This is a genomic window from Streptomyces sp. NPDC006872 (genome assembly GCF_040635845.1).
GTDB lineage: Bacteria > Actinomycetota > Actinomycetes > Streptomycetales > Streptomycetaceae > Streptomyces.
Genome location: NZ_JBEYIL010000009.1, coordinates 27,595 through 39,966 on the forward strand (window position 1 = coordinate 27,595; position 12,372 = coordinate 39,966).

At 70.4% G+C, this 12,372-nt stretch carries 10 protein-coding genes; all 10 read left to right on the forward strand.

Features of this window, described 5'->3' with window-relative positions:
- Window positions 1-165: 165 nt before the first annotated feature.
- Window positions 166-1,275, forward strand: a complete 1,110-nt coding sequence (locus ABZ725_RS26060) for a mechanosensitive ion channel family protein (protein WP_358804996.1) — start codon at window positions 166-168, stop codon at window positions 1,273-1,275.
- A gap of 244 nt (window positions 1,276-1,519) precedes the next feature.
- Window positions 1,520-2,731: an ROK family transcriptional regulator gene (locus tag ABZ725_RS26065; RefSeq protein WP_358804997.1), complete on the forward strand. Its 1,212-nt coding sequence runs from the start codon at window positions 1,520-1,522 to the stop codon at window positions 2,729-2,731.
- 89 nt (window positions 2,732-2,820) lie between these two features.
- A complete protein-coding gene (locus ABZ725_RS26070; RefSeq protein ID WP_351906335.1) occupies window positions 2,821-4,170 on the forward strand; it encodes an ABC transporter substrate-binding protein in 1,350 nt (449 codons plus the stop codon).
- A gap of 2 nt (window positions 4,171-4,172) precedes the next feature.
- Window positions 4,173-5,117: a sugar ABC transporter permease gene (locus ABZ725_RS26075; RefSeq protein ID WP_358804998.1), complete on the forward strand. Its 945-nt coding sequence runs from the start codon at window positions 4,173-4,175 to the stop codon at window positions 5,115-5,117.
- A 25-nt stretch (window positions 5,118-5,142) separates the two neighbouring features.
- Window positions 5,143-6,036: a carbohydrate ABC transporter permease gene (locus ABZ725_RS26080; protein ID WP_358805296.1), complete on the forward strand. Its 894-nt coding sequence runs from the start codon at window positions 5,143-5,145 to the stop codon at window positions 6,034-6,036.
- Window positions 6,037-6,043: 7 nt separating this feature from the next.
- Window positions 6,044-7,309, forward strand: coding sequence for a 6-phospho-beta-glucosidase (locus tag ABZ725_RS26085; protein WP_358804999.1), 1,266 nt, complete (start codon window positions 6,044-6,046; stop codon window positions 7,307-7,309).
- Window positions 7,300-8,289 carry a BadF/BadG/BcrA/BcrD ATPase family protein gene (locus tag ABZ725_RS26090; RefSeq protein WP_358805000.1) on the forward strand — a complete coding sequence of 330 codons (990 nt, stop codon included), beginning with the start codon at window positions 7,300-7,302 and terminating at the stop codon, window positions 8,287-8,289. The genes ABZ725_RS26085 and ABZ725_RS26090 overlap by 10 nt, the downstream gene beginning before the upstream one ends.
- A 210-nt stretch (window positions 8,290-8,499) precedes the next feature.
- Window positions 8,500-9,861 carry a hypothetical protein gene (locus ABZ725_RS26095; protein WP_358805001.1) on the forward strand — a complete coding sequence of 454 codons (1,362 nt, stop codon included), beginning with the start codon at window positions 8,500-8,502 and terminating at the stop codon, window positions 9,859-9,861.
- Window positions 9,862-9,905: 44 nt separating this feature from the next.
- On the forward strand, window positions 9,906-10,937 hold the full coding sequence (locus tag ABZ725_RS26100) for a glutamate ABC transporter substrate-binding protein (RefSeq protein ID WP_358805002.1): 1,032 nt from the start codon (window positions 9,906-9,908) through the stop codon (window positions 10,935-10,937).
- A gap of 83 nt (window positions 10,938-11,020) precedes the next feature.
- Window positions 11,021-12,370 carry a hypothetical protein gene (locus tag ABZ725_RS26105; protein ID WP_358805003.1) on the forward strand — a complete coding sequence of 450 codons (1,350 nt, stop codon included), beginning with the start codon at window positions 11,021-11,023 and terminating at the stop codon, window positions 12,368-12,370.
- The last annotated feature ends 2 nt before the right edge of the window (window positions 12,371-12,372 follow it).

Below are 12,372 nucleotides of genomic sequence, written 5' to 3' on the forward strand. Positions count from 1 at the left end.
CGCAGGTGAGGACCGTCTCTCCTTCACGCATCTGGCCGAACCACGCACAATGCCCCGTTAGTGTGGTGGTTCTGTCCGTCCGGTGACCTTTCCGTGACCTTGCAGCGCGTGTCGCCCTTGACCGCCGCACCGGACGGAGCAGTGCAGCACCTGGAGGTACCTGCCGTGTCCTTGCCCGCCGTCCTACTGGCCGCCGACGCGTCGCCCACGCCGACTCCCTCGGAGTCGCCGACCGCGGTGACCGTCCCGTCCCTCCAGGACGCCCAGGAGAGCGCGACGAACGCTGCCAGCTGGGTCGAGGAGAACTGGTCGACCTGGCTGGCGATCGGGCTGCGGGTGCTGCTGATCCTGGTGATCGCGGTGGTGCTGAGAGTGGTGGTGAAGCGGTCGATCACCAAGCTGATCGACCGGATGAACCGGACCGTGGAGTCGGTGGACGGCACGGCACTGGGCGGGCTGCTGGTCAACAACGAGCGACGCCGTCAGCGCTCGCAGGCGATCGGCTCGGTGCTGCGCTCGGTGGCCAGCTTCCTGATCCTCGGCACGGCCGCCCTGATGGTGCTGGCCACCTTCGAGATCAACCTGGCCCCGCTGCTGGCCTCCGCCGGTGTCGCGGGCGTCGCGATCGGTTTCGGCGCGCGCAACCTGGTCACGGACTTCCTCTCCGGCGTGTTCATGATCCTGGAGGACCAGTACGGCGTCGGCGACCAGATCGACGCGGGCGTGGCCTCCGGCGAGGTCATCGAGGTGGGACTGCGGGTGACCAAGCTGCGCGGCGACAACGGTGAGATCTGGTACGTCCGCAACGGCGAGGTCAAGCGGATCGGCAACCTCTCGCAGGGCTGGGCGACGGCCGGCGTCGACGTGACCGTCAAGTCGTCCGAGGATCTGGACCGGGTCAAGGCCACGCTGGACGAGGTCGCCGAGAAGATGAGCAAGGAAGAGCCCTGGAACGAGCTCCTGTGGAGCCCGATCGAGGTCCTCGGCCTGGACAGCGTCCTGCTCGACTCGATGGTGGTCCGCGTCTCCGCGAAGACGATGCCGGGCAAGGCGCTGTCGGTCGAGCGCGAGCTGCGCTGGCGCGTCAAGCGCGCCTTCGACGCGGCCGACATCCGCATCGTCGGCGGCGAGACCGCCACCGCCACCCAGGACCTGGTCGACCCGACGGCCTCGGTCGCAGCTCCGTCCGTCTTCTCCAACGCGGACTCCCCGCAGGCGGCGGCCGCCGCCCCGATCACTCCGCAGCGCGCGGCGGCCACGCCTCCCGCGAAGTAGGCCCGCGAAGGCCCGCGAAGGCCTGCCGAGCCCCCTGTGTAACGCCCGCCGCCCCCGTACCGCCCCCGAGGTAACGACTCTGTTGCCTCGGGGGCGGTTTCCGTTTTCGTGTCTTGACGCCCTCTTCGTGGCGGGTTTACCTTCCCTTCCACCGATAGGAAACTTTCCTAACAGTAGCCCGATGTGGACTTGCACACGGCGTCACTGAAAAGCTGGGCAGTTCAGAAAGGCAGGTGTCGATCCCATGGCAGGAACCGCCGGTACGCCGGGCACCCCGCGCGTCCTGCGCGCCATGAACGACCGCGCCGCGCTCGACCTCCTGCTGGCGCACGGCCCCCTGTCCCGCACCCGCATCGGCAAGCTCACCGGCCTGTCGAAGCCCACCGCCTCCCAGCTCCTGGCCCGCCTCGAAGCAGCCGGGCTGGTCCTGGCCACCGGCACCACCGAGGGGCGACCCGGCCCCAACGCCCAGCTCTACGAGGTCAACCCGGCCGCCGCCTACGCCGCCGGACTCGACGTCACCCCCGAACGCGTCCTCGCCGCCGTCGCCGACGTCACCGGCCGGACCCTGGGCACGTACGAGGTGCCCACCCCCGGCAGAAAGACCGCCGAGGCCGTCGTACGGCAGGTCACCGGCGCCCTCGACGGCGCGGTGAAGGCCGCCGGCCTCACCCGGGACGACGTGCGGCGGCTCGTCGTCGCCACCCCCGGCGCCTTCGACCCCACCACCGGCCGACTGCGCTACGCCTCCCACCTGCCCGGCTGGCACTCCCCCGCGCTGCTCGACGAACTCGCCGCAGCCCTGCCGATGCCGGTGGAGTACGAGAACGACGTCAACCTCGCCGCCGTCGCCGAACAACGGCTGGGCGCGGCCCGCGACCACGAGGACTTCGTCCTGCTGTGGAACGAAGGCGGCCTCGGCGCCGCCCTCGTCCTCGGCGGCCGGCTGCACCGCGGCTGGACCGGCGGCGCGGGAGAGGTAGGTTTCCTGCCGGTTCCGGGCGCGCCCCTGGTCCGACAGGTGACGAAGGCCAACAGTGGCGGCTACCAGGAGCTCGCGGGCTCCCAGGCCGTCCCCCGGCTCGCCCGGGAACTCGGCATCAGCCAGATCCCCTCGGGACCGTACGCCGAGGTCGCCGCCGCGCTCGTGGCGCGGGCCGCCGCCGAGGACACCGTCCTGAACCGGCTGCTGCTCCAGACGTACGCGACCCGGCTCGCGACCGGTCTCGCCTCGCTCGTCTCCGTGCTCGACCCCGAACTCGTCGTCCTCAGCGGCGCCTCCCTGACGGCCGGCGGCGAGGTGCTGCGCACCCTCGTCCAGGCCGAACTGGAGGAGCTGGCCGCGTCCCGGCCGAAGCTGGTCATGGGCGACGTCACCGAACGGCCCGTGCTGCGCGGCGCGCTGGAGAGCGCGCTGGCGGCCACCCGCGACGAGGTCTTCGACACCTCGCGCTAGCCCGCGCCCCTCCGCAGACCTCTTCTCCTGCTCATAGACCCCTTCACCTCACCTCACCTCTCCCTGCCCTGTTCATGGAAGGCTCCGCCATGCCCACACGCATTCCCGAAGTCGTCCGAAAGGCGGCTTTCGCCCTCACCGCCTCCACCGCTCTCCTGCTCAGCACCACCGCCTGTACCGGCCAGTCCGCGACCGGGACGGACGACGACGCGTCGAAGGAGCAGACGATCACCTTCTGGCACGCCTGGAGCGCGCCGAACGAGGTGAAGGCCGTCAAGGCCCTGGTCGCCGGCTTCGAGAAGGCGCACCCCAACATCCATGTGAACGTCGTCGGCAACATGACCGACGACAAGATGAACCAGGCGCTGCGCGCGGGCGGCAGCAAGGCGCCCGACGTGATCTCGTCGTTCACCACCAACGGCGTCGGGAAGTTCTGCTCGTCGGGCGCGCTGGTCGACCTGGGCCCGCTCTTCGAGAAGTCGGGCATCGACCCGGCGACCACCTTCCCGAAGGCGATGAGCGAGTACACCCAGTACGACGGCACCCGCTGCGCCGCCCCGCTCCTCGGCGACGCCTACGGCCTCTACTACAACAAGACCGCCTTCGAGAAGGCCGGCATCACCAGTCCGCCCAAGACCTGGTCCGAGTTCGCGGCCGATGCCAAGAAGCTGACCGTCGCCAAGGGCGACACCTACTCCCAGCTCGGCTTCATGCCGAACTACCACGGCTGGGAGACGACCACCGAGCACTACATGGGCCAGTTCGGGCCGACGTACTTCGACAAGAGCGGCAAGTCGACGATCGCCACCGACCCGGCCGTCGCCGACGCCATGACCCTGCAGAAGAAGCTTGTCGACGACCTCGGCGGCTTCCAGAAGCTGGAGAAGTTCCGCTCCGGCCTCGGTGACGAGTGGGGCCCCAAGCACCCCTTCCAGACCGGCCAGGTGGCCATGCAGCTGGACGGCGAGTGGCGCCTGGGCATGGCCGAGGAGGCGAAGCCCGACTTCGAGATCGGCGTCGCCCCGCTGCCCGTCCCCGACGACCAGGCCGACCAGTACGGCAAGGGCTACATCACCGGCACCATCACGGGCATCGCCGCCACCAGCCAGAAGCAGAACGCGGCCTGGGAACTGGTCAAGTACATCACCACGGACACGGACGCGGTGGTCGGCTTCTCCAACGCGATCCACAACGTGCCCTCGACGCTCGCGGCGCTGAAGTCCCCGAAGCTGAAGTACGACCCGCGCTTCAAGACGTTCCTCGACATCGCCGCGGACCCCAACTCGACCACCTCGCCGGCCTCGGTCAACGGCGGCGTCTACCTCACCACCATCCAGGAGCTCGGCTACGACTACGAGAGCGGCAAGGTCACCGACCTGCAGGCGGGCCTGAAGAAGGCGGCGGCGCAGATCGACACGGACATCGCGCAGGCGAAGTAGCCATGGCCGCCACCCACACACTGCGGGCGAAGCACCGGCGTTCGAGGCTGCGCACCCTCGCCTTCCTCTCGCCCTGGCTGATCGGTTTCTCGGTCTTCTTCGCGTACCCGATGATCTCGACGGTCTACTTCTCGTTCATGCACTACGACGGCTTCAAGCCGCCGACCTGGGTCGGGACGAAGAACTGGACGTACGTCTTCGAGTCCTACCCCTTCTTCTGGCCCGCGCTGCGCAACACGCTCTGGCTGGTCGTGATCATGGTGACCCTGCGTGTCCTGTTCGGACTCGGGATCGGCATGCTCATCACGAAGATCAAGACGGGTACGGGTGTCTTCCGCACCCTCTTCTACCTGCCCTACCTCGCCCCGCCGGTGGCCGCGACGATGGCGTTCGCGTTCCTCCTCAACCCCGGTACGGGACCGGTCAACTCGATCCTGGAGAAGATCGGCATCCCGGCCCCGGGCTGGTTCAACGACCCGAACTGGTCCAAGCCGGCCCTCACCCTGATGTTCCTGTGGGGCGTCGGCGACCTGATGGTCATCTTCATGGCCGCGCTGCTCGACGTACCGAGGGAGCAGTACGAGGCGGCGGAGCTGGACGGCGCGTCGGCGTGGCAGCGGTTCCGGTTCGTCACCCTGCCCAACATCTCGCCGATCATCATGTTCGCCGTCGTCACCGGCGTGATCGCGGCCATGCAGTGCTACACACAGCCCCTGGTCGCCGGAAAGGTCGCCTCGGGCGTGATCCAGGGCGCGGGCACCATGTTCCAGCCCGGCTACCCCGAGCACTCCACGCTCACCCTCCCCCAACTCGTCTACAACCTCGGCTTCCAGCGCTTCGACTACGGCTCCGCCTGTGTCGTCGCCCTGGTCCTGTTCGCCCTGTCGATGGCGTTCACCGCGCTGTTGATGCGGCGCCGGGGCGGTCTCATCCAGGCAGGTGACTGACATGGCTCAGGACGTGGCCCAAGACATGGCCCAAGTACTGGAACGGCCGGTGGAGTCGAAGGTCCCCGCCTCGCCCGCCGAGCGCACGGCCCGCCGCAAGGCGCTCCTGGAATGGATCGCGGTCCACTCCCTCGGTGTGGCGGCGGCCCTGTTCTTCACGCTCCCGTTCGTCTTCGTGTTCCTCACCTCGCTGATGAGCGACTCCCAGGCCCTCAGCCGGGATCTGATCCCGCACACCTGGGAATGGGCCAACTACAAGAAGGTCTTCGACACCCCGGGCTTCCTCACCTGGTGGAAGAACACGCTCGTCTACGCCGGCCTCGGCACCGTCCTGGTGGTCGTGTCGTCGATGCCCGTGGCGTACGCCCTCGCCAAGTTCCGCTTCCGGGGCCGCAACCTCACCCTGATGCTGGTGATCTCGATGATGATGCTGCCCCCCCAGGTGGTCGTCATCCCGATGTACCTGTTCTGGGCGAAGCAGCTGGACCTCTCGGGCACCCTGTGGCCAATGATCATCCCGCTGGCGTTCGGCGATGCGTTCTCGATCTTCCTCCTGCGCCAGTTCCTGATGACGATCCCGAACGAATACCTGGACGCGGCGAAGGTGGACGGTTGCGGCGACCTGCGCACCCTCCTGAAGGTCGTACTCCCGATGGCGAAGCCGGGCATCGCCGCAGTGGCCCTCTTCCAGTTCTTCAACGCCTGGAACGACTACTTCGGCCCCCAGATCTACACCTCGGAGAACCCGGCCGCCTGGACGCTGTCCTACGGCCTGGAGTCCTTCAAGGGCGCGCACCACACCGACTGGAATCTCACCATGGCGGCCACCGTTCTCGTCATGGCCCCGGTGATCCTCGTGTTCTTCTTCGCTCAGAAGGCGTTCGTCGAGGGCGTCACCCTGACCGGAGTGAAGGGTTGAACCTCGTATGAAACTCACCGTGGTAGGCGGAGGCTCGACCTACACCCCCGAACTCGTCGACGGCTTCGCACGTCTGAGGGACACCCTCCCCGTGGAGGAGCTGGTCCTCGTCGACCCGGCGGCCGAACGCCTGGAGCTGGTCGGCGGTCTGGCCCGCCGCATCCTCGCCCGGCAGGGCCACCCCGGCCGGGTCGTCACCACCTCCGACCTGGACGCGGGGGTGGAGGGCGCCGACGCCGTCCTGCTCCAGCTGCGGGTCGGCGGCCAGGCGGCGCGCGAGCAGGACGAGACCTGGCCGCTGGAGTGCGGCTGCGTCGGACAGGAGACAACCGGCGCGGGCGGCCTGGCGAAGGCGCTGCGCACGGTCCCGCTGGTCCTGGACATCGCCGAACGCGTGCGCCGCACCAACCCGCACGCCTGGATCATCGACTTCACCAACCCGGTCGGCATCGTCACCCGCGCCCTGCTGAAGGAGGGCCACAAGGCGGTCGGCCTGTGCAACGTGGCGATCGGGCTGCAACGCAAGTTCGCCGCGCTGCTCGACGTCGACCCGGCCGACCTGCACCTGGACCACGTGGGCCTCAACCACCTCACCTGGGAGACAGGGGTGCGGCTGGGCGGCCCCGAGGGCGACGACGTCCTGCCGGGCCTCCTGACCGACCACGCCGACGCGATCGCCGCCGACCTGCGCCTGCCCCGCCCGCTCCTGGAGCGCCTGGGCGTGGTCCCGTCCTACTACCTGCGCTACTACTACGCGCACGACGAGGTCGTACGGGAACTGCGCGCCAAGCCGTCCAGGGCGGCCGAAGTGGCGGCGATGGAACGCGAGTTGCTGGCGCTCTACGCCGACCCGGCGCTCGACGAGAAGCCGGAGCTGCTCGCCAAGCGCGGCGGCGCGTTCTACTCGGAGGCCGCGGTGGACCTGGCGGCGGCGCTGCTGACCGGCTCGGGCAGCCCGTACCAGGTGGTGAACACCCTCAACAACGGCACGCTCCCCTTCCTCCCGGACGACGCGGTGATCGAGGTCCAGGCGGCGGTGGGCCAGAAGGGCCCGTCCCCGCTGCCCGTACCGTCCCTCGACCCCCTCTACCAGGGCCTGATGGCGAACGTGACGGCCTACGAGGACCTGGCCCTCTCGGCTGCCCTGCACGGCGGCCGCGACCGGGTGTTCAAGGCCCTCCTCGCGCACCCCCTGATCGGCCAGTACGAGTACGCCGAACAGCTGACCGACCGACTGATCGCACACAACCGGGAGCATCTCGCGTGGGCCTGACGGCAAGCGTTCTCGCCATCGACGCGGGCAACAGCAAGACGGACGTCGCCGTCGTGGCGGCCGACGGAGAGGTCCTCGGCACGGCCCGCGGCGGCGGCTTCCGCCCGCCCGTGGTGGGCGTGGAGACGGCGGTGGACGCGCTGGCGGACACCGTCACGCGCGCGTACCGGGCAGCCGGGGTCACCGCCGCGACCCATGTCTCGGCGTGCCTGGCCAACGCGGACCTGCCGGTGGAGGAGGAACAGCTGGCGGCCGCCCTGCACGCACGCGCGTGGGGCACGTCCGTGGACGTCCGCAACGACACCTTCGCGATCCTGCGGGCCGGCGTGGCCGAACCCCGGGGCGTGGCCGTCGTCTGCGGCGCCGGCATCAACTGCGTGGGCATGCGCCCCGACGGCCGCACCGCCCGCTTCCCGGCCCTCGGCCGCCTCTCCGGTGACTGGGGAGGCGGCTGGGGCCTGGCCGAGGAGGCGATCTGGCACGCGGCACGCGCGGAGGACGGCAGGGGCGACGCCACGACCCTGGCCCACACGCTCCCGGCCCACTTCGGCCTCCCGACCATGTACTCCCTGATCGAGTCACTGCACCTGGAGGACATCGAGCCGGGCCGCCGCCACGAACTGGCCCCGGTCCTCTTCAGAACGGCGGCCGACGGCGACCGCATCGCGCGCGGGATCGTCGACCGCCTGGCGCAGGAGGTGGTCACGATGGCGGTGGTCGCCCTGACCCGCCTGGAACTCCTGGAGGAGGAGACACCGGTCCTCCTGGGCGGAGGCGTCCTGGCAGCGGGCCACGACCAACTGGACGACGGCGTACGAGAGCTGCTCGCCGCACGAGCGCCGAAGGCGGTGCCTCAGGTGGTACGGGCGCGCCCCGTGCTGGGAGCGGCGTTGCTGGGCCTGGACAGACTGGGGGCGCGAGCGGGGGTGCACGACCGAGTGCGGGCTCACTTCGAGAGCCCCGGTCCGTCCGGCGATTGAGGACGAGGCCCGTCCGGGGCCGAAGCGGGGGGCTGGGGCCGAAGCAGGGGTCCGGGGGTGGCCGCCCCCAGGGAACCGAACACCCCCTCACGGCGTATTCATGAACAGGGGTGACTGCGATCTGATCAAGATCCAGTGAAGGCCGGTGCGCATTGTCACTCCCGCCAGCGATACTTGCGGCGAGAGATGACCATGGGGGAGGTCAACAACGTGGCAAACCCGGCAACAACGACACGACCGCCGACGCGCCGTACGGCATTCGCCGAGGGCGTGGATCTGGCGCGTGCCGCGGCGAACACCGAGCCCGGACGGCTGCGCATCATCGGCGCCGTCCTCGCCCTCCTCGTGGTCGCCTTCGGCGCCGTGACGGCCTGGCAGACGAGCGACCGCGCGGCCGCCGCGGACGACGTGCTGCACAAGAGCCAGCCGCTCAGCTCGGCCGCGGCCGAGATCTACCGCTCGCTGGCCGACGCCAACACGGCCGCCTCCAGCGGCTTCCTCGCGGGGGGCGAGGAGACGGCGGAGTCCCGGCAGCGGTACGAGGAGGACATCGACACGGCCGCCGCCAAGCTCGTCACCGCGGCCAACAACGCCGACCCCGGCTCGTCCTCCACGGCGTCCATCACCAAGCTGAACAAGCTGCTGCCCGAGTACCAGGGCCTGGTGGAGCGCGCGCGGACGTACAACCGGCAGGGTTTCCCGGTCGGCGGCGCCTACCTGCGGTACGCGAACGAGAAGATGCAGGGCGAGATGCTCCCGGCGGCCGTGGATCTCTACAAGATGGAGAACAAGCGCCTTCAGGCGGACTACGGCGACGCCACGCCCTACCCGTGGGCGGCGATCGCGCTGGGCGTCCTCGCGCTGGCCTCGCTGGCCTGGGCGCAGGCCCGCAACTACCGCCGTACGAACCGCGTCCTGAACCACGGTCTGGTCGCGGCGACGGCGGCCTCCACCGTCGTCCTGCTCTGGCTGGTCGTCGGCCACACCGTGGCCCGCGCGGGTCTCGAGGACTCCTACGAGCACGGCGTCCGCTCGCTGAACGTCCTGCACGACGCCCGGATCGCCTCCCTCAAGGCGCGCGGCAACGAGAACCTCACGCTGGTGGCGCGCGGCGCCGAGACGGTGAAGGTGACGGCCGACGGCGACGAGGTCACGCTCGACAAGTACGACCACGAGTTCGACACCGAGATGACCACCCTCGGCAAGGGCCTCGCGCAGGCGGCGAAGCTGGCCGACGACCAGTCGGGCGAGAAGCCGGTCGCGTCGGCCGAGAGCAACATGGCGGAGTGGGAGAAGCGCCACACCACCGCTCGCGCGCAGGACGACAACGGCAACTACGAGCAGGCGCTGGCCCTGGTGATCGGCGGCAAGGACGCGACCGGCGCGTGCTTCGACAACGTCGACAAGAACCTCGCGGACGCGCTGGCGCATGAGCAGACCGAGTTCAAGCAGGCGGCCGGGGACGGTCTGGACGCGATGACCGGCCTGTCGATCGGCGCCGCCGTGCTCGCCGTGCTGGGCGCCGCCGGAGCGGTCCTCGGCATCGGCCGCAGGCTGTCGGAGTACCGGTGAACGGGCGGGCACCGGGTAACGGACCGGTGGGAGGAGGCGTGACGATGCGTGTGCGACGGGTGCGGGCCGGCCTGAAGGGCTGGGGCGGAGTGGGCGCGATGGCGGCCGTGTGCGCCCTCGCGCTGGCGTTCGTGCTGCTGCTGCCGTGGACGCAGTCCCACGGCGAGGGGAGCACGGGCCAGGGCGGCCAGGGCGCCGCCGAGGGCAGCCCGGCGGCCGACGCCACCTGCACGGCCCCGGAGAAGCAGACGCTGGCGCCGTCGACCGCGGACGGCACGACGATCGCCGCGATCAAGGCCCGGCAGGGCGAGAAGCGCAAGCTGATCGTCGGCGTCGACCAGAACAGCTACCGCTGGGGCTACCGCGACCCCAACAACACCGGCGCGGAGCTGGAGGGCTTCGACATCGACCTGGTCCACCGGATCGCCCAGGACATCCTCGGCGACCCGAACGCGGTCCAGTTCAAGGCCATCCCGACCAACCAGCGCATCCCGGCCGTCCAGGAGGGCCGGGTCGACATGATCGTGCGCACGATGACGATCTCGTGCACCCGTCTGAACGAAGTCGCGTTCTCCGCGCCGTACTTCAAGACGGGCCAGCAGGTCCTCGCCCCCAAGTCCTCGACGATCACGGGCTACAACGACACGCTGGCGAAGAAGAAGGTCTGCACGGCGACCGGTTCGACGGCCAACACCCAGCTGGCCGACGACAAGAAGGCGAACAAGCTCGCCTCCACCGTCGACATCTCCACCACCGTCCCCAACCAGCTCGACTGTCTGGTCCGGTTGCAGCTCGGCGAGGTCGACGCGGTGGTCACCGACGGCGCGCTCGCGGCCAGCCAGGCCGCCCAGGACCCCACGGTCGAGCTCAAGGGCGCCCCGTTCACGACCGAGTACTACGGCGTGGCGATGAAGAAGGACGCAAGCGATCTGGTACGCCGGGTCAACCAGATCCTGGTGGAGTACCGCGCGAGCGGCTGGCAGGCGTCGTACAACAAGTGGCTGTCCGCGACACTGGGCACGGACGCGGCGAAGTCGCAGCCGCCCACGCCGCCGCAGTACCTGCGCACGAGCTGACGGACAGCACACCGGGCGGACCGCCGGGCCGGGCAGGGCAGCAGACAACCGACACAGGACGACACGGCAGCGAGAGGTGATCGATGGGCGTCACGGGACCTCCCGGGCCGGTGATGGACCGGGACGAGGTCGACCGTGCGCTGGCGCGGCTCGGCGCGGAGCACGAGGCGATCGAGACCTCGCTCCTCGCCCTGCAGGACCACGCGGGCCGCAGGCTCCTCGAAGGCGCCGAGCTCACCGGCGTCACCAAGGAGCGCTGGGCGTCCGCAGAGGCGTCGATCACGCTGCTGTGGGCGTACTTCGACGCGTACGCCGACGCGCTGCGCGGCGCCCGCGAGATCCGCTCGCGCCGCCGCTGGTCCAGTCGCGAGGACCTGGTGGAGCTGACGGAACTGCTGCGCGGCGAGTCCGTCACGGTCGCGGGATCGGTCACGGGATCGATCGCCGGCTCGGCCGCGGCGACCGCCCACGCGCCGACGCTGCACGGCACGGGCAAGCTCAGCCACAGCTTCTCCCTCAGCACCCTCGTCGACCGCATGAACGAGCTGTACGCGTCGTCGCTGGACATGGTCGTCGCCGCCGACGCGGTGTGGTCGGCGCTGCCCGCGCGGATAGATTTACTGGCCGCGGAGCTCCAGCGCACGCGCCGGCTCGCGCACTCGGTCGGCGTCCGCCCTGGCGAGCATCCGGCGGGCGACGACCTGGAGCGCATCACCCACACCCTGACCGCCCTGCGCGAGCAGGTCGTGTCGGACCCGCTCGCCTACTGGTCGCCCACGCAGGGCAGTTCGGCTCCGGGCGGCGGCCGTCCGGACACCACGGTGTACGACCGTGAGGCGCGCGCCCTGGAGGACGTACGCCGGGAGATCGACGCCGTCCTGACGGTCCGCCAGGACGCCGAGCAGCGGCTGGTGAAGCTGCGGGACATCCTCAGCCGCGCCGACCGCACCCTGGCCGAGGCGCGCACCGCGCGCGGCGAGGTGCTCGCGAAGATCGCCGCGACCGAGGTGCCGGTGGTCAGCGGCCCGCCGACCGTGCTGCAGGAGCAGCTCGCGACGGCCGCCGAGTACCGCAGACACGCCCAGTGGCACCGGCTGTCGCCGCTCCTGGAGTCCCTGGAGGAGAAGGCGGAGGACGAACTGCTGCGGGCCCGCGAGTCGTTGACCGAGGTCACCCAGCCGCTGGCGGTCCGCGCGGAGCTGCGCGGCCGCCTCGACGCGTACAAGGCGAAGGTCGCCCGGCACGGGCTCGCCGAGGACCCGTTCCTCATCGAGCGCTACGACGCGGCACGCCGCATGCTGTGGAGCGCGCCGTGCGATCTGCGCGTCGCCGAACAGGCCGTCCTGCGCTACCAGCAGGCGGCCGCCGAACTGCTCACGGCGCCGCGCGTGCCGGACCAGGGCGGACCTCAGGACCGTAGGGGGGAGCAGTAACC

Excerpts from the sequence above, each read along its gene's own strand:
- ABZ725_RS26065 (WP_358804997.1), top strand. The coding sequence starts at position 1,520 with ATGGCAGGAACCGCCGGTACGCCGGGCACCCCGCGCGTCCTGCGCGCC.
- ABZ725_RS26070 (WP_351906335.1), top strand. The coding sequence starts at position 2,821 with ATGCCCACACGCATTCCCGAAGTCGTCCGAAAGGCGGCTTTCGCCCTC.
- ABZ725_RS26075 (WP_358804998.1), top strand. The coding sequence starts at position 4,173 with ATGGCCGCCACCCACACACTGCGGGCGAAGCACCGGCGTTCGAGGCTG.
- ABZ725_RS26080 (WP_358805296.1), top strand. The coding sequence starts at position 5,143 with ATGGCCCAAGTACTGGAACGGCCGGTGGAGTCGAAGGTCCCCGCCTCG.
- ABZ725_RS26085 (WP_358804999.1), top strand. The coding sequence starts at position 6,044 with ATGAAACTCACCGTGGTAGGCGGAGGCTCGACCTACACCCCCGAACTC.
- ABZ725_RS26100 (WP_358805002.1), top strand. The coding sequence starts at position 9,906 with ATGCGTGTGCGACGGGTGCGGGCCGGCCTGAAGGGCTGGGGCGGAGTG.
- ABZ725_RS26105 (WP_358805003.1), top strand. The coding sequence starts at position 11,021 with ATGGGCGTCACGGGACCTCCCGGGCCGGTGATGGACCGGGACGAGGTC.